22 protein-coding genes are annotated in these 17334 nt (G+C 30.7%); 6 read left to right on the forward strand and 16 right to left on the reverse strand.

Annotation, left to right across the window (positions count from 1 at the left end; genetic code table 11):
• Positions 1 to 3: 3 nt before the first annotated feature.
• The 7 genes from K8Z87_RS07910 to K8Z87_RS07940 all read right to left on the reverse strand — a co-directional run bounded on the left by K8Z87_RS07910 (position 4) and on the right by K8Z87_RS07940 (position 4447).
• Entirely contained in the window at positions 4 to 162 is a 159-nt protein-coding gene (locus K8Z87_RS07910) for a DUF4177 domain-containing protein (protein WP_227476956.1), read from the reverse strand.
• A gap of 2 nt (positions 163 to 164) precedes the next feature.
• Complete coding sequence (locus tag K8Z87_RS07915) at positions 165 to 335, reverse strand: hypothetical protein (RefSeq protein WP_227476957.1); 171 nt, start codon at positions 333 to 335, stop codon at positions 165 to 167.
• A gap of 11 nt (positions 336 to 346) precedes the next feature.
• A complete protein-coding gene (locus tag K8Z87_RS07920; RefSeq protein ID WP_227476958.1) occupies positions 347 to 529 on the reverse strand; it encodes a hypothetical protein in 183 nt (60 codons plus the stop codon).
• A gap of 2 nt (positions 530 to 531) precedes the next feature.
• Entirely contained in the window at positions 532 to 1392 is an 861-nt protein-coding gene (locus K8Z87_RS07925) for an SPFH domain-containing protein (RefSeq protein ID WP_227476959.1), read from the reverse strand.
• Positions 1393 to 1657: 265 nt separating this feature from the next.
• Positions 1658 to 2398 carry an outer membrane beta-barrel protein gene (locus K8Z87_RS07930; protein ID WP_227476960.1) on the reverse strand — a complete coding sequence of 247 codons (741 nt, stop codon included), beginning with the start codon at positions 2396 to 2398 and terminating at the stop codon, positions 1658 to 1660.
• A 120-nt stretch (positions 2399 to 2518) separates the two neighbouring features.
• Positions 2519 to 3454: an alpha/beta hydrolase gene (locus tag K8Z87_RS07935; RefSeq protein WP_227476961.1), complete on the reverse strand. Its 936-nt coding sequence runs from the start codon at positions 3452 to 3454 to the stop codon at positions 2519 to 2521.
• Between the two features lie 387 nt (positions 3455 to 3841).
• Positions 3842 to 4447: an alpha-ketoglutarate-dependent dioxygenase AlkB family protein gene (locus tag K8Z87_RS07940; protein ID WP_227476962.1), complete on the reverse strand. Its 606-nt coding sequence runs from the start codon at positions 4445 to 4447 to the stop codon at positions 3842 to 3844.
• A 28-nt stretch (positions 4448 to 4475) separates the two neighbouring features.
• Here K8Z87_RS07940 and K8Z87_RS07945 point away from each other — a divergent pair, with 28 nt between their 5' ends.
• On the forward strand, positions 4476 to 5159 hold the full coding sequence (locus K8Z87_RS07945; RefSeq protein WP_227476963.1) for a M15 family metallopeptidase: 684 nt from the start codon (positions 4476 to 4478) through the stop codon (positions 5157 to 5159).
• Here the strand turns inward: K8Z87_RS07945 and K8Z87_RS07950 are convergent.
• From K8Z87_RS07950 to K8Z87_RS07965, 4 genes are all read right to left on the reverse strand, one after another.
• Positions 5149 to 6339, reverse strand: a complete 1191-nt coding sequence (locus K8Z87_RS07950; protein ID WP_227476964.1) for an MFS transporter — start codon at positions 6337 to 6339, stop codon at positions 5149 to 5151. The genes K8Z87_RS07945 and K8Z87_RS07950 overlap by 11 nt on opposite strands.
• Positions 6340 to 6361: 22 nt before the next feature.
• Entirely contained in the window at positions 6362 to 6715 is a 354-nt protein-coding gene (locus K8Z87_RS07955) for a DoxX family protein (protein ID WP_227476965.1), read from the reverse strand.
• Positions 6708 to 7682: a hypothetical protein gene (locus tag K8Z87_RS07960; protein ID WP_227476966.1), complete on the reverse strand. Its 975-nt coding sequence runs from the start codon at positions 7680 to 7682 to the stop codon at positions 6708 to 6710. Before K8Z87_RS07960 ends, K8Z87_RS07955 begins: the two co-directional genes overlap by 8 nt.
• A gap of 84 nt (positions 7683 to 7766) precedes the next feature.
• A complete protein-coding gene (locus tag K8Z87_RS07965) occupies positions 7767 to 8108 on the reverse strand; it encodes a DUF6249 domain-containing protein (RefSeq protein ID WP_227476967.1) in 342 nt (113 codons plus the stop codon).
• A 143-nt stretch (positions 8109 to 8251) separates the two neighbouring features.
• On the opposite strand from K8Z87_RS07965, the gene K8Z87_RS07970 reads away from it, so the two are divergent.
• Together K8Z87_RS07970 and K8Z87_RS07975 are read left to right on the forward strand one after the other, a co-directional pair.
• Positions 8252 to 8830, forward strand: a complete 579-nt coding sequence (locus K8Z87_RS07970; protein ID WP_227476968.1) for an RNA polymerase sigma factor — start codon at positions 8252 to 8254, stop codon at positions 8828 to 8830.
• Positions 8820 to 9218, forward strand: coding sequence for a hypothetical protein (locus K8Z87_RS07975; RefSeq protein ID WP_227476969.1), 399 nt, complete (start codon positions 8820 to 8822; stop codon positions 9216 to 9218). The genes K8Z87_RS07970 and K8Z87_RS07975 overlap by 11 nt, the downstream gene beginning before the upstream one ends.
• On the opposite strand, the gene K8Z87_RS07980 is transcribed toward K8Z87_RS07975, so the two are convergent.
• The 3 genes from K8Z87_RS07980 to K8Z87_RS07990 all read right to left on the reverse strand — a co-directional run bounded on the left by K8Z87_RS07980 (position 9215) and on the right by K8Z87_RS07990 (position 12121).
• A complete protein-coding gene (locus tag K8Z87_RS07980; RefSeq protein WP_227476970.1) occupies positions 9215 to 10549 on the reverse strand; it encodes a hypothetical protein in 1335 nt (444 codons plus the stop codon). The genes K8Z87_RS07975 and K8Z87_RS07980 overlap by 4 nt on opposite strands.
• A 49-nt stretch (positions 10550 to 10598) precedes the next feature.
• Positions 10599 to 11258: a hypothetical protein gene (locus K8Z87_RS07985; protein WP_227476971.1), complete on the reverse strand. Its 660-nt coding sequence runs from the start codon at positions 11256 to 11258 to the stop codon at positions 10599 to 10601.
• A gap of 197 nt (positions 11259 to 11455) precedes the next feature.
• Positions 11456 to 12121, reverse strand: a complete 666-nt coding sequence (locus K8Z87_RS07990) for a hypothetical protein (RefSeq protein ID WP_227476972.1) — start codon at positions 12119 to 12121, stop codon at positions 11456 to 11458.
• 114 nt (positions 12122 to 12235) lie between these two features.
• On the opposite strand from K8Z87_RS07990, the gene K8Z87_RS07995 reads away from it, so the two are divergent.
• Complete coding sequence (locus K8Z87_RS07995) at positions 12236 to 13288, forward strand: hypothetical protein (protein WP_227476973.1); 1053 nt, start codon at positions 12236 to 12238, stop codon at positions 13286 to 13288.
• 103 nt (positions 13289 to 13391) lie between these two features.
• Here K8Z87_RS07995 and K8Z87_RS08000 read toward each other — a convergent pair whose 3' ends face one another.
• Positions 13392 to 14627, reverse strand: a complete 1236-nt coding sequence (locus tag K8Z87_RS08000) for a DEAD/DEAH box helicase (protein ID WP_227476974.1) — start codon at positions 14625 to 14627, stop codon at positions 13392 to 13394.
• A 31-nt stretch (positions 14628 to 14658) separates the two neighbouring features.
• Positions 14659 to 15477, reverse strand: a complete 819-nt coding sequence (locus tag K8Z87_RS08005) for a hypothetical protein (RefSeq protein ID WP_227476975.1) — start codon at positions 15475 to 15477, stop codon at positions 14659 to 14661.
• Positions 15478 to 15602: 125 nt separating this feature from the next.
• On the opposite strand from K8Z87_RS08005, the gene K8Z87_RS08010 reads away from it, so the two are divergent.
• Together K8Z87_RS08010 and dnaJ are read left to right on the forward strand one after the other, a co-directional pair.
• Positions 15603 to 16139 (forward strand): nucleotide exchange factor GrpE, encoded by a 537-nt coding sequence (locus K8Z87_RS08010; protein WP_227476976.1) that lies wholly within the window; start codon positions 15603 to 15605, stop codon positions 16137 to 16139.
• Between the two features lie 30 nt (positions 16140 to 16169).
• Complete coding sequence (gene dnaJ / locus K8Z87_RS08015) at positions 16170 to 17285, forward strand: molecular chaperone DnaJ (protein WP_227476977.1); 1116 nt, start codon at positions 16170 to 16172, stop codon at positions 17283 to 17285.
• The last annotated feature ends 49 nt before the right edge of the window (positions 17286 to 17334 follow it).

Below are 17334 nucleotides of genomic sequence, written 5' to 3' on the forward strand. Positions count from 1 at the left end.
ATATTATCTGTTTATATCGCGCTCAAAAATTACCATTGGTGAGTTTTGTCCAATATGTTTTACAGTCCAACCTTCTCTTGCGTATTTATTTAATAGGTCTTCATATTTTTGTGTTCTATTTTTAAGACCAAGTTTGGGTATAATGACTTTATATTCTTTCATAATTATTGAGATTCTATTTTTTTTAATTGTTCACTAGCTATTGTGTACAAAACAAATATTAGCACCAAAAGCGGTAAAATGATATAATTGATATCTATTTTATTAATGACTTCACTTAAACCATTATTTAGCAATGCGTATATAAGCTTAACTAAGAATTTACTAAGAATCATGTTTGTAAATTTTAAAGTTTTTTATTTTCATCTTTAAAAATGGTAAATGCTAAAGCAATTCCTATAATAAGTCCTATTATAGAGCCATAAACTAAACTCATGGCAATATTACCCGTTACAGCACCAATAGTGGTTCCAATACTAGAGCCAAATGCACTGCCAAGTGCTATACTTAAAGTTTGATTTTTATTCATTATTAATGGCTTAAAGTTCCTGTATTTACTATAGGAGAGGCATCTTTATCACCACAAAGTACAACCATTAAATTACTTACCATAGCAGCTTTACGTTCTTCATCTAAGTCAACGACTTGTTTTTTATTTAATTCTTCAATAGCCATCTCAACCATGCTAACAGCTCCTTGTACAATTTTATGACGTGCAGCAACTATAGCTGTAGCTTGTTGACGTTTTAGCATGGCATTAGCAATTTCTTGTGCGTATGCTAAATAACCAATACGGGCTTCTAGTACCTCAATACCAGCTATAAGTAAGCGTTCTTCAATTTCTTTTTCTAAAGCTTCACTAACTTCATTAACACTAGACCGTAATGTAATATCTTCTACATGACCTTCATCTGCAAAATTATCGTATGGATACATACTTGCTAATTTACGCACAGCAGCATCGGTTTGTACACGTACAAAATTTTCAAAGTTGTCAACGTCGAAAGCAGCTTTGTATGTATTAGTAACTCGCCAAACCAGTATAGTACTAATCATTACAGGGTTTCCAAGCTTATCGTTTACTTTTAAACGCTCACTATCAAAATTACTAGCTCTTAACGAAATCTTCTTTTTGGTATAGAATGGATTTACCCAATAGAACCCATTCTTTTTTATGGTACCTACATATTTACCAAAAAGTAAAAGGACTCTAGAATTATTTGGTTGCACCATTATAAACCCAAACATTAATACAATTGCTGTAACAATTGCAAATGCTGGCCAGCCAGTTTCTGTTAAAATAATAGAGGTTATACCTCCAAAAAATAATATTAAGAATACCAATAACATTAAATAGCCATTAGCAGGGACAATGATTTTTTCTTCTTTCATGATCTATAATTTTAGTTGATTATTCATTTTGATATTAAAATGATATCATAAAGATATATAAAATTTTTAAATTTCAAAATAATTTCAATAAAATCTTTTTTGGCACAACATTTGTATAGTATAAAATGTAATGTCGTAATGCTAAAAATTGGCTGGTTACCGATTCACTACAAAAGCAGACATTACGTTGGTTGGTTAGTTAGTAAAAAAGCCGCTTCATCTAGAAGCGGCTTTTTTAATTTTATAATAGCGACAAGATTTTCTACTACTTTTTATATGGGCAATAACATTTATTATTTTTAAATAATCCAGAAAATAAACTACCTATATTTTGTGCATCGGTTCTAAATATATCATAAGATACACTAAGGCTTAAAATATTAGGGTTATAAGATTGCAAATCAGCAAGATTTACCCCAAAAGTAGATCGTATAAAGTCTTCGCGTTCTTCGGCAACTTCTGTTTGCCCTAATTCATATCTTAAGTCTATTCCTAAGCGTTTGTAACGAAAAGCTATACCTATATTAAAACTTATTGCTGTAGTTTTTATATCGGGACCAGCATCACCAGTTGTAAAACCAGTTTCTTGTACACCTTCTATTGTCGTATCTCCAAAGAAACTAAAACCAGGGCCAGCATATACAGATATAGGTCCAATAAGATCGTAACCAACAAGTATTGGGAAATCTATTTTTGATGTACTCCATTCAGCTTGTCGATTTGGAAAATCGTAATAACTTTTTGATGAGAAATAATTAAGCTCCGGTCGAACATACAACTTACCAAATTGAGCAAAAAAATATCCGCCAAATTGAAAACCAAGGTCTTTTTGAGGCTCAAAAACTAAACCTGCTACGGGTCCATTAGCTCCATTAGAACCGACAGTAATAATATCTCCTATGCTAATTGTATTTAAACCACCTTTGACTCCAAAGCCAAACTCTTGTGATTGAAGCGGTAGATAGATGCTAAATAGCAGTACTACAGTTAAGTATTTTAATTTCATGATTATTAGATTTGGGATATCTAGGGCTCAATTTATAATTAAATCATTGAGATAGCCATGTATTGTCGATAATTGACATGAAAACGTCTATAAGATGTTCAAAAATGATATTAAAACAGTTTATCTGTTTGATTCAATGAACGTTACAATAGAATCGATAAGCTCACTAGAGATCTTTCTGAAAGCTTCGTTATACGATTTAGAATTTTCTAAATCATCACCTTCTATAATAAATAAAACATGGTTCATGTTTTCTATGAGCTTAAGTGTAGCACTTGTATTAGCATTAGCTAATAGTTTAGCTTCATTTTCGGAGACTTGAAGATCTTTAGTGCCATTAATAATTAGAATAGGAATTTCTAGAGTACTTATTATTTCTGTTGGATTATACTTTAACCAAGAAATTATAAAAGGTTGTGTTTCTATATTAAAAATAGCACCGAGTTGAGCAGGATAATCTGTAGTAGTCTTACCGGCTTTTAGTGTTTTTATTACGCGTTCAGTGTCATCAATAAACTGACGAGCTGTGTTATTAATCTGTTCAACAATAACATCACCAAAGTTTTGTCCAGCACCAGATATAGAAATAAAACCGTCAGTATTATTTTCTGATGCTAATAAGCCTACTAAACTACCTTGACTGTGACCTGCAACATATATTTTAGAATACTGTTCTGTTGCTTTAAAATATGAAATTACCGATTTGGCGTCTGTAACAAAGTCATTAAAAGTAATCGATAAATCTACATTACCACGACGGATTTGCTTTACGATGCGTTTATCATAACGAAATGTGGCAATACCTTTGTCTGTTAGCGCTGTTGCTAATTTCTTTAGATTATTATTTTTTAAAAAGTTTTGATTTCCGTTCCTGTCTGTTGGTCCAGAACCAGCAATAATAATAACTAATTCAGGTTTTTCTTTACTATTAGGTATCAGTAATGTGCCATCAATGAGCGGATTAATTTGTATTTCACTTTCTGTATATGCTGGTGATTGCGCAGCTATTTTTGTGATTGAAAGCGCTATGATAATGATTATTGAAATACGTTTCATATACAATTGATTGATTTTTTTTGCTAAGATAATTTTAATTTATAGTAGTCTAGTAAATTACTAACGCATAGTTGTCTACAAATCATATACCAAAACCTTTAAGTTATTATCTGAGACTATATAACAGAGTGCATTTCATCGATAAAATAACATTATTCGTCTTTAAATGTTAAAATTTAATGTATTTCATCGATTATTAATGTTTTTTAACTGATTTATTTAATAAGGATTCTATATTTGTTGTGTACTAAAATTTAGTTTTTAGTTCAATGGATTAATTAATTAAATATTTGCATTATGTTGTTGGCTTTAGAGACCCTGAATCTACCAGCATGAATTAAAGCAAATTAAGAAAAACCGAGATTGAGGGATCTCGGTTTTTTATTTTTAATAATCAACTAAAGTTCTGAATGTTAAATTAATGCGCTCTCCAATTAGTTTTTTTGTTTTTGCTATTTGATGTAACCAATGGTGTTGCATAGCACCTTTCATAATTAATAAGCTACCATGTTCTAACAATAATTTATGTCGTTCAGTTTTTAGAGTTCTATGCTTAAAATGAAACGGACGAGCTTCACCTAAACTAAGAGATGCTATTATTGGATTTTCACCTAAAACCTTTTCATTGTCAGCATGCCAGCCATTACTGTCATTGCCATTTCTATATAAATTAAGAAGTACAGTGTTAAATGAATGTTGAGAGATACCTTCAATTTTGACTTTAATTTTTAATAGATCTTTTGAAAAAGGCCTAGGATGCATTGTAATATTAGAGTACGAATAAGATAGGTTGTTTTCTCCATAGAGAGCTGTTAGTCGAGGTTGCTTGTAGGTTTTACCAAAAACTGTAATATTATCGTGTTGCCAATTGGTATTTGTTTTTATAGCATTAAAATAAGTGTCAGCCTCTATTTTTGAAAACACATTAGGGATGTATATAAGTTGTGCATCAGGAAGATGAAATTCTTGTTTTTCAAAAGAAAACAGATCCATAATAATTTTTTATCTAAATTAGCCTTTGATGGTCAATTATAAGAACTTCATATTTATAATTTTTACAATAGGACTTTTAAGTGTTCAACAAGAACAAAGTCTACCAAAAGGTTTTGTAAAAGTAACTCAGGTTATTCCAGATTTAAATGTTGAGTTACGTTATTATTCATCTCATAATTTTGTAGGAGATACTATAGATGGTTATAAATCGAATACATTGTATATAACTGAGGTAACTGCTAAGCAACTTAAATTGGTGCAAGACGAATTACAGAAACAAAATTTATGTTTAAAAGTATACGATGGTTATCGACCACAACGCGCTGTAAACCATTTTATTCGATGGGCAAAAGCATTAAATGATACCATAAAAAAATCAGAATTTTATCCAGATGTGGCAAAACAAAATTTATTTAAAGAAGAGTATATTGCAACACGTTCTGGTCATAGTAGAGGAAGTACTGTTGATTTAACTATTATTGATGCAGAAACCGACGAGCCTTTAGATATGGGAAGTCCTTATGATTTTTTCGGTGAACAATCTTGGGTTAATTATTCTAAGATTACAGGCCAACAAAAGAAAAATCGTCGATTGCTACAATCAGTGATGCTTAAATATGGTTTTAGAAATTATGCTAAAGAATGGTGGCATTTTACATTACGTGGAGAACCTTTTCCAAAGACTTATTTTGATTTTGAGGTTAAAGATTAATTTTCTTACCTAAAGATATTAACCCAAATAATGGCCCTATAGCTAAAACTGTAAATAAATAGTGCGCATTATAGTGTTCTATTAAGTAAGAAAATAGTAGAATACTAACAATAGTAATTGCAAAACCAATAGAATTAACGATAGTTAAAGCAGTACCTTTAGATTCGGTCTCTACATTTTGAGCCACTAATGTTGAAAATAACGGAGAATCGGCTATGACGGCCATACCCCAAACAATTAGAAATAAAATAAACAAGCCAGTTGAACCTTTAAGTAATAGAATAGGTGAGAGTAAGCAACAAATGCCAGAAATTGATAAGGCAAAGATTGCGGTTTTCTTAACTCCAATTTGCATTGAAATGTAACCACCAAGTATACAACCTATAGTGCCAATAGCAATAACACTAAAGGATAACATCGGAATATTTAGAGCAATGCCAGAATGAAGCTCAGTATATGTTTTTAATAGAAAGGGTACAAATGCCCAAAACGTATATAACTCCCACATGTGTCCAAAATAACCAAATGCTGCAGCTCTAAATTTTGAATTTTTAAAAACCTGTAAAATTTTGGTGCTATCAAATTTTGGAGCTAATTTTTGATAAGGTCCGTCAGGCACCAAAGTAATAATAAATATACCGCCAAGAGTAGCCAAACCAGAAGTAATTAATATAACCGTTTCCCAAGAGATAGTAGTTATATTACTTTTTAAAAGATGAGGAAAAGCTGTACCTAGAACTAAAGCGCCGACAAGAAAACTTAGTGATTTGCCTAAGCCTTTTTCAAAATAATCAGCAGCTATTTTCATGCCAACAGGATATATACCAGCTAAGAAAAAACCAGTTAAAAATCGAAAGCCTAAAAGACTCCACAATGTGTTTTCAGAATGTAAAACACCAAGATTAAAACCTGCACCAAGTAGCGCAGAAATAAAAAACACTCGTGATGGCGAAAACCGATCTGTAATAGTTAATAATGCAAATAAAAATGTACCGCTAATAAAACCAAATTGAATAGAAGAAGTTAATTGACCCAGTGCTTGCGAGTTAAGATTAAAATTTAATGCCAAATCACTCATAATTGCATTACCTGCAAACCATAAAGATGTACAGCAAAATTGAGCAATTACTATTAAGGGTAATATGCGTTTTGGAACTCTTACAATAGTACTAGTTGTCAAGCTTAATTTATGATTTTAAAATTTACAAATAATAATAAGCCCAATACATTAATCCAAATTGTAATGGAATTCTTAAAATTAATAACCATCTCGGAAACCCTGCTGCAGCTTTTTTACCAGATAACATGTAAAAATGAACCATAAGAAAAAGAGCAAGCATTATAATTATTGAAGTAAGAGCAAGATCTTTTAATTCTTCAGCAAAGAGACTGATACCTAATATAATTTCAAAGCCTCCGCTCCAAAGCACTAATGCTTTATGATTTGGTATATATTTAGGCATAATTCTCATAAATGCCTTAGGTTTTATAAAATGCATGACGCCAGCAAATATGTACACTGCCGACATTACATATAAATGCCATGGATTATTCATCTTTAAAAATATTAAGGTTCATACCAATACCGTAATTATTAAGTCCGTTTTTAAGTAAACTAGAAGAGAAATCATTCCCTTTTTTAAACTGTACCCAATTGTTTTCGTTAATGAATACACGTTTTATATAAGTTCTATTTTCAGATATTTCATTAGTAAAAGGTAACAAAGGTCTAAAGTTAGTTGGTATTTTTACAATACCAGATTTTCCTTTAATCTCTTTATATTTTTTATTAGGAAGCAATTTACCAAATTTATCGGTGTAACCTAAAACTTGTAAAGAAACAAAAACTCCTGCTTTAGGTATAAAAATATCATGCTCGCTTACATTTAGCTCGTGGAAATCTCCATCTTTTTCTGTAGCTCTAAAAACTATAGTTTCAAAAGTTAGTGCTTGTCCAGGTTTTCCATTTTCGTTTTCATAAAAATTAACTTTAAACAAAGTGGAAAATGACTTTTTATCAGAATTAGATTTCTTTCGTTTTTTCCAATCTCTAGATTCTAGAGCAATAGGAAACTTTACAGAAGCAATACGTTTTAACCGATTATCGTTATTAGGAAAAAATACAGCAATTTCAGATTCTATAGTTGGTAACCAGCATTTGTAATAATCGTCATCTAGGTAAGGCTTTATTTTTTCGGTTTTAAATTTTCGTTTAATACCAATAATAACTGCATCTAGCTCATTTGCATAAGGTTCTAAAAAGAGTTGTTGTGGTAAATCTTTAGTAGCAATATCTATGTTTTTATATCCTAAAGCAGAAATAAATAAAGAGTCTATATCTGGATATAGCTTTTTATTAAAAATAAATACGCCAGCATCATCTGCAAAAATACCATTGCCATTACCAAAAGATACTGTGGCGTAGGAAACAGGACTTTTAGTTTGGCTATCTTTTATTGTAATTTGAGCAATACTTAATAACGAAAAACTAAAGCATAAAATAAAAATGAAGCGTTTTGCCATGAGCTAAATATACAGCTTTTACAGGCATAAAAAAACGCCGTTACCTTAATTGAGATAACGACGTTTTTAGTGTTGATTGATTGATTATTCTTCTGTCCATTTTTTGGTTTGTGTAAAGCCAACGTATAAACCTACACCAGCCATAAAGAAAATAACAGCTGCCATTGCGCCATCGCCTAAATTGGAATAGGTGTCTATAAGAGATGCTAAAAATGCACCAGCTCCTATACCCATAGATAAAAAGGCCAAGTTTAGTATTATTATTTTCCAAGATGATCCTCGTTTTCCGAGATTAAAAATACTAGCATCTGCACCTTTTTCAATAAGCGCTAAACGTTCTTTGTTACGTGTTGAAAAGAATAGATAGACTATTCCAAAAATTACTCCAAAAAATGCTAGAGGTATGATGATTTCTTCTGCTCCCATAATATTTGTTTTTTTAATTGATTATTTTTAATGTGTTCATAGCTTATGACGACAGGTTTTGAATTTAGGTTACACTTTTTGTAAAAAAATATTTTTAATATCTTTTTGTAACCTTAAATACATTTGAGTCGTCTTAAAAACAGATGACCACCAACGACGATCAATTAATAGAAGCAATTACTAATGGAGATACTAAAGCCTATGGGCAATTAGTAAACCGTTATAAGGACTTGGTCTATACTTTGGCCTTGCGTATGTTAAAGCATAAAGAAGAAGCAGAAGAAGTAGCGCAAGACGCTTTTATAAAAGTATATAAGTCGTTAAATAAGTTTAAAGGCGATTCTAAATTTTCAACATGGATTTATAAAGTAACTTATAATACATGCTTAGATCGTATTAAAAAGAATAAAAAGCATTTAAATGATGTTGCTATAGATGAATATACCGAGCATAAACTAGAAACTATAGATAATGCTTTAGAATCTATGATTAAAGAAGAAAAAAGTGCATTGATAAAACGTTGTATAGATAAATTGCCTAGTGAAAGTAGTTATATATTAACGTTATATTATTTTGAAGAATTATCTTTGGATGAAATGTCAGATATTATTGGTATTTCAGCAAATACAATTAAAGTGAAATTGTTTAGAGCTCGGAAAAAGCTAACTGTTATTTTAGAGCAATATTTACAACCTAAAAACACAATTAATTATGGGACGTAATGATGAAAAACTTAACAAGTTTGTAGATCAATTGATGGCTAATGATACATTAGAACAACCTTCAAAAGATTTTACAGATAATCTTATGTCTAAGATTGAAACAATATCTACGACTACAACGATTGTTTATAAACCATTAATTTCAAAAATGGGTTGGATTATTATTAGTACCGTAATATGTTTATTAGTAGGTTACGTGATATTTAATGAGCCTTCAGGGAATTCAAAACTATTAGAGTTTGTAGATTTGTCTAAAATAAAGAATCCATTAGCCAATGTGTCTTTTAATTTTTCAAAAACACTAATGTATACTTCTGTTTTATTGGCTTTAATGATAGGTGTACAAATTCCATTATTAAAAAATTATTTTAATAAACGAATGGCTTAATTTGAGTAATGCCAAAATGGGATACGAGCAAAATATATAGTAGATGTGTCGCCACGACGAATTTGTTTTTTAGTAACGTTTAAAAGATGTTTTCCTTCAGGTAAATCTTTTAGATTAACATAAGTTTCAAATCCTAGTTTTCCTTTTTTACTTTGCGAAACAATAAATTCAGTGTCATCAAATTTTAAGCTATCAATCCTAACATTATATAGATCATTGAAAGCTTTTAAATAGTTGCTTCTAGATTTGAATGATGGATATACGGTGTTCCCATTTACATCAATATCGCTTTGTAATCCTCTTAAATCTTTTTTTGGTTTCAAATTAGGATGAAAATCAAAGATGTTATCTTCAATATTTTCATTATAAGTAATAAAAACTTTCAGAAAAGGGTCCGTAATTACTTTAGATGGTATGGCAACACGTTTAATAAAATCTTCTTCTTTAATTAATTGATCTTCATAATTTTCATTATCTGCATATATAGCACTAGAGTTATTGTCTGCTCTTAAATAATTAGAGATTTGATAATTGTATGAAGATGCAATTAAGATGATAAAAAATATGGGAATAAGTAATATACTAAGACGCCTACCGAGTTTATTATCTAAAAAATTATAAACCAATGGTCGATATAAAAACGATAAGGTTATAAAACTAAAAACCCAATAGACTGGAAAGTAAATTTTAGACGTCCATTTTTTACGTTTAAGTCCTCCTAAAGTAAGAAAATCGATAAATACTAACAGCATACCAAAAACTATGAATAGCATAATAGGAACACCAATGATTTCACGTAAACCATCAGGAATATAGTCATTGTCTAAGATATATATGGCTATAAGTGCAATTGCTATTATAGTAAATGTAAAAGCTAACACATAAAAAATGAGTAAAAAAGCAATAGCGAAAATGATACTACAATAGGTTTCAAGTTTTGAGATGTATTTATCAAATGAACCAACTTTTTTTTGTAAATATTTGGTGAATTTAGGGCTGTAATTTAAAGTATCGTAATCTATATCTCCTGAGACATAACGTAAACCTAAGGCACCGATCCAAATGCCTCTTAAAATCACATGAAGCAAAAGATTACAGACTAAAATCCAAGATGAAATATAGGTTATAGAAAGAATAATGAATTTATAAACAAGAGATCCATTATTAACGCTATTGTTTTGAAAAATTTCCATGTTTGTTCTCAGAGGTTCGAGAATACTAAACAACCCAAAAATAGCAAAACCAGAAATCAGTAATTCTAATTGCCAGCTTTCTTCTTGTAGTTTTTCTAATAGGCTTTTAAAAGAAGCGTCTTTATAGTCTTTAGCCATAAGATTGGTGGTTTTATGTTAAAGATAAATACTTTTGCCTAATGTTACATTAGCTAGAAGAGATTTTGTGTTTTTTTAAAGCAAAAAAGAGAATAAAACCAATGAGGCCTTCAAGGAAAAGAAGCAGTAATATTATAGTAGCCACAATTTGTAATAGAGCTAGTGTTAATGCACTTATAATCATTATAGCACCAAGCCAAGTCCAATAGCTATTATCTGCAATATGCAGTTGAGATTTTACTAAAGTCCCTTCAGGTTGAAATAAAAATAAAAAGGAACGTAAATCCCATACTATTAAATAGGTTGTGGCTAAAAGCATTAATCCAGTAACAATCGGAGTGCCATTAAAATCGTATGATAATGTAATAATAAAGATGTTGAGAATCAATCCAAAAAAGATAGCAGCACCTAGCTTAGAAAAACGTTGACTTATTAATAACACACCAGCTATAATTTGTGACCAACCAATAAAACTCCAATATAAACCAGATTCTTGCATGACTTTAAAAAATAAGGCGATTCGGGATATAGAATCATTTAAAGGAGCAGCGGAAGCACCCATGATATCTACTTTTGGACCACCTAATTTTCCCATGCCAATAGCCGCAATAATAAAAGCGCCACCAATTAAATAGCGCACATAAATAGTAAAAATTTGCAAAAACGATTTTTGCTTAAGTTGATCTAAACGTAATAGAAATGTATCCATAACTGTAGTTAGTAATAGTTGTCATTATAACGACGTATTATAAGGAGATTTGTTACTAATTATATGTTTTTCACCATAAAGATGAAGACTCAATATGTTGATGAGATGTGTATGGAGGTTTCAGTATAAAATATATAGATCAGGAAAAAATGGAGTAAAATACTATTCGCTTTTTTGAAATGAAGTTTGAATAAATATTATCGATCTATCCTATAATTATCCAAGTTAATATCGTCAATCCCAACGTTATCAAACGGATGCTCTAATTGGTCTTGTATGTTATAAAGTGATACTAAAATAAATTGGGTTAAAAGTACAATTGCATATACAATCCATTGAGGTTGATGATTACCTACATTTATAATCACTTCTGGTGCATAAATTATAGGAAAAATAAAGATAAAAATAAGGCAATACGCTTTTAGACTAATTGGAGTTCTATGGATATGAATGGAGTTGAGGTTTTCAACAGCCTCATGCATATCCTTCATAAAACGGAATGTTTTCTCTCGTATTTGTCTTGTTATAGTACTTTCATGCTTTAAAACAAACTGATAAACTTTATCCATAGAAGCATCAACTTTAGTCATACTAGGATTCATTGTTCTTAAATGCTCTAATACAGTGGTATTTATATCTAATAAAATAGCATCTACATCATCTTTATATAAGTCGGCTAATTCTTTTTTACTTAATAAATAATACTTAACCGTACTTAATGTACTTTTAAATTCACTTAAATGCTCTAATGCTTTTTCACGACGCCTAAAAGAACCTCTAATAGAAAATACAAGAGGAAAAATTATGGCAATACTCAATAAAGTTAAATCTACATTAAACTTAATTTTTAAAAAATAAGACAAAAATGTAATCCCTGTTGAAGAAAGTATGACTAACAGAGTTCTATAGTTTAATATGGATGAATATTTATTGATAGTTGAAGTAATTGGTTATATTTGATAAAGTTAACAATTATAATGAATAACCACCATCAAAAATTATTTTGCACTTTTTTTTTATTTTTCACTTTATGTAGTTTCGCTCAAACGGAGGAAGAAAAAGTTAATAAACCAAAACTTTTTAACGAGACAGAATTACTTCCTATCCGTTTAAAATATTCAAGAAAAGGTATTAAAAAAGAGACTGACGACTCAACTTATATAAAGTCTAAATTATCCTATTTAGCAAAAAATGAAGATTGGGAAACTCTAGATATTAAATTAAGAGTTCGCGGAAATTTTAGAAAAAAAACTTGTTTTTTCACACCTTTAAAAGTTAAAATTAAAAAAGAAGATGCTAAAGGCACAGTTTTTAAAGGAGAAAAGAAACTAAAACTTGTTTTACCCTGTTTAAAAGAATCAGGGAATGATGATTATGTTATAAAAGAATATATCGCTTATAAAATGTACGAGGTAATTTCTCCTTATTATTTCAAAACCCGTTTATTAGATATTGAATATGAGAACCTAAAGAAAAAAGATTCTAAAATATATAATTTAAAAGGTTTTTTTATAGAGGATGATGAATCTGTAGCTAAACGTTTTGATGGCCATGTTTATAAGCGTCCAATTTACCCTAAAAGCTTTGACGATCTAGAAGCCTTACGAAATGCATTTTTTCAATGCATGATCGGGAACACTGATTTTTCCCCAACATATCAGCATAATATGAAGCTGTTGTTTATTGATAAAAAATTTATTCCTGTACCCTATGATTTTGATTTATCAGGTTTAGTTAATAGTAGTTATGCTGTGGTATCACGTTCTAGAAAAGCACCATTGCCTATAGATGATGTTACAGATCGCTATTTTTTAGGTTATAAGCGCGATTTACGAATGTTCCATATAGTTAAAGAAGAGTATATTATAAATAAATCGAAAATTATGGATGCTATAGAAGCTCATAAGGTCTATTTTGAAAATAAAAGTGCTTTCTATGAAGCTAAGCGTTATATACAAGAATTTTATACGGTTTTAGAAGATGAAGATAAGTTTAAAAGCAAAATCATAGATATTGCTAAAAAAATATAGAACTAAACAGTTAGATAATTATTCTACATATCATTTAAACCATCTAACCATCTAACCATCTAACCATCTAACCATCTAACCATCTAACCATCTAACCATCTAATCAATACCAGCGTTTTTTCTTTTTCTTAGAACCTTCGCCTTTTCGTCCTTTTTTATATTTACTACCTTTCTTTTTATGAACTATCGGTTTAGCTTTAGGATCTAAAGGATACGGATGATCTTCTATTATTGGTATTTGAATATTAATAGATTGTTGTATCGTTTTTATATAATTCTTTTCATCAGCAGAACATAAACTATATGCTATACCAATGCTGCCAGCTCTGCCTGTTCTACCAATTCTATGCACGTAAGTTTCTGGTATATTAGGTAAATCAAAATTTATAACAGCGTCTAATTCGTTAATATCAATACCACGAGCAGCAACATCTGTAGCGATTAATATATTAACATAGCCGTTTTTAAATTTATTAAGTGCGGTTTGTCGATCACTCTGTGTTTTATCTCCATGGATACTGTCTGCTTTATAACCGTTTTTAATTAAGGTTTTTTCAAGCTTATCTACACCAAATTTGGTGCGTCTAAAAATGAGAATACTCCCTTTAATCGTGTTTCTTAAAAGATGCAAGCACAATTCAATTTTGTTACGTTTTGGGACATAGTATAAAACTTGGCTCACAGCATTAGATACAGATTTAGATGGGGTAACGTCAATACGTTCTGGCGATTTTAAAATACCATTAGCTAATTGTTCTACCTTATAAGGAATAGTTGCTGAGAATAATAAAGTTTGTTTAGTCTCAGGGCAAAGACGTTCTATTTTTTTTACATCATCAATAAAACCCATGTCTAACATTAAATCGGCTTCATCTAATACTAAAGTCTCTATATAATCTAAATTAATATAATCCTGTTTGTGTAAATCTAACAGACGACCAGGTGTAGCAATTAAAATATCAACTCCTTTTTTTAAAACATCTATTTGTGGTTCTATAGACGTGCCTCCAAAAACAACAAGAGATCTTAAGTTGGTGTATTTGGCATAGGTTTTAAAATTAGCATTAATCTGTGCCGCTAATTCTCTAGTAGGACTAATAATTAAAGCTCTTATTTTTTTACCACGTTTTGATGCATCTTGCTTATCAAACAAAAGTTGCAAAATCGGTAACGCAAATGCAGCAGTTTTACCAGTACCCGTTTGTGCCGAAGCTATAATATCCTTTTTTTCTAATATAATTGGTATACATCGTTCTTGTACCAAAGTAGGTTCATCATAGCCAGAATCAGCAATAGATTTAAGGATAGGTTTTATAAGTTGTAAGGCTTTAAATGACATGAAAACACATTTAGAACAAAGGTAATTGGTTTTAATCGTATTCGTTTAGTCTTTTGTCTATAATTGTTTTTAAACCTTGAGCAATTAAATGGTTTTTATCCATGTGGATTGCTTTATCGATATATTGCTTAGCAAGATTTAAACTGTCCATTTTATAATAAATGCTGGCCAGAGTATAAGGTTTAGCGGGTAAGCTGTCATCTATAATATCTAGATCAGAAATTGCAGTTCTGTAATCTTTTAATTCAGCTTTTAATAAAGCGCCATAAGTAATGTAAAAAGGCAGTTGTTTTTGATGTTGGTTTGCCAATACAGCCATACTGTCTAAAGCAGTTTTTGCACCGTGGCGCGCGTGCAAAATTTCTATGTATTCAGCTTTAATATAACTCTCTTCTGGATATTTGTGTACAAAAGTTCTAAAATTGATTTCAGACAAATTCATATGATTTGTTATGTCTTCAGAAGAAGATCTTATATTTTGATCTCGATTATTCATCCGATGAATTCCTGATAAGAAAATATCAAAAATTAAACGTTCATTATGTTTTAATTTGCTTTTTGAAGCTTCTAATTCTTCAAATATTTTAAGACGCTCATCTAAATTTTGAGTAATGCGACCTACTAGACTTTTTCCTATTAAAAAATCAGCATCAAAAGTCATTGCCTTTCTAAAATAAGTTTCAGATAAAGTCCAGCGTCCGTTATCCATAATTTCTTCCCAACCTTTTTTATAATATATTCTGGAAGAATCACTTTCAGTACCATAATCAAAATCTTTAATAGATTGATCAGAAGAATTACAACTAGAAAATAAAACAATAGAAATAAGAAGAAGTGACAGATGTTTCATATTTATACAATAATTTATGATGAATATAACGAATAAAAAAATAGTGATGACATTTTGACATTTTCTGAATATTGGCAGTACTTTTGCCATCTCTAAATCGAAGATTTAAATATTAGTCTAAAATAATGGGCAAAAAAGATAAAAATAAAGAGGTGGAAGAACCACAAGTAGAAGCAACAACTACTGAAACCGTTGAAGAGGAAACACTAACGGTAGAAGAGCAGTTACAAGAAGATCTTGCAAAAGAAAAAGACAAATTTATGCGTCTTTTTGCAGAGTTTGAAAATTATAAAAAACGTACTACAAAGGAGCGTATAGAATTATTTAAAACAGCGAGCCAAGATGTTATGACAGCTATGCTTCCTGTATTAGATGATTTTGAACGTGCTTTAACTCACATTGAAGATGATAAGGAAGCTGAAGAATTACGTAAAGGAGTTTTATTAATTTATCAAAAATTAATGACTACTCTAGAGCAAAAAGGACTTTCTAAAATAGAAGTAAAGCAAGGAGATGCTTTTAATGCAGATGATCATGAAGCCATAACACAAATTCCTGCTCCTTCTGAAGATTTAAAAGGTAAAATCATTGACGTGGTTGAACGCGGGTATAAATTAGGGGAAAAAGTGATACGTTTCCCAAAAGTAGTTATTGGGAAATAATTAAAGCTACCCGATTTTTAGGGCAATATTATGAAAGAAGATTATTACGACATACTAGGCATCAGTAAAGGAGCCAGTGCCGCTGAGATAAAAAAGGCGTACAGAAAAATGGCTTTAAAGTATCATCCCGACAAAAATCCTGATGATAAATCTGCTGAAGAAAAATTTAAAAAAGCAGCAGAAGCTTATGAAATTTTAAGTGATGCAGATAAAAAAGCGCGTTATGATCAGTTTGGTCATCAAGCTTTTGATGGCAATGGAGGCTTTGGAGGAGGTGGCATGAATATGGATGACATATTTAGTCAGTTTGGTGATATATTCGGTGGAGGCGGAGGCTTCAGTGGCTTCGGTGGTTTTGGAGGCGGAGGCGGAAGACGTTCTGTTAAAGGAAGTAATCTGCGTATTAGAGTTAAACTAACTTTAGATGAGGTTGCTAATGGAGTTGAGAAAAAAATAAAAGTAAAGCGTAAAGTACAAGCCGATGGTGTTACTTATAAAACCTGTTCTACATGTAATGGACAAGGCCAAGTTACACGAGTAACCAATACCATTTTAGGACGTATGCAAACAGCATCTGCATGTCCTACATGTGGAGGTGCAGGCCAGAGTATAGATAAAAGACCTTCTAATGCTGATGCACAAGGTTTAGTTGCACAAGAAGAAACAGTAACCGTAAAAATACCTGCTGGTGTTGTAGATGGTATGCAGTTAAAAGTATCTGGTAAAGGAAATGGAGCTCCTGGTAATGGAATTTCAGGAGATTTATTAGTGGCTATACAAGAGCAAGAGCACGAAACTTTAAAGCGTGAAGGAGATAATCTACATTACGATTTGTATGTAAGTTTACCAGATGCGGTTTTAGGATCATCTCTAGAGATAGATACGGTTACAGGTAAAGTACGTATTAAAATAGAACCTGGTGTTCAGTCAGGTAAAATATTACGTTTAAGAGGAAAAGGAATACCAAGTATTAACGGATATGGTAAAGGAGATTTGTTAGTTCATGTTAATGTATGGACTCCAAAAACGTTAAACAAAAAACAAAAAGAGTTTTTTGAAAACATGCGTAATGATGAACATTTTCAGCCAAAACCTGAAAGTACGGACAAATCCTTTTTTGAAAAAGTGAAGGATATGTTTTCGTAAAACATTATCAATATTGATAAAAAAGAGTATATTTGAATTACTGCTAATG

Source organism: Winogradskyella immobilis, assembly GCF_021887715.1.
In the GTDB taxonomy this organism is placed as follows: domain Bacteria; phylum Bacteroidota; class Bacteroidia; order Flavobacteriales; family Flavobacteriaceae; genus Winogradskyella; species Winogradskyella immobilis.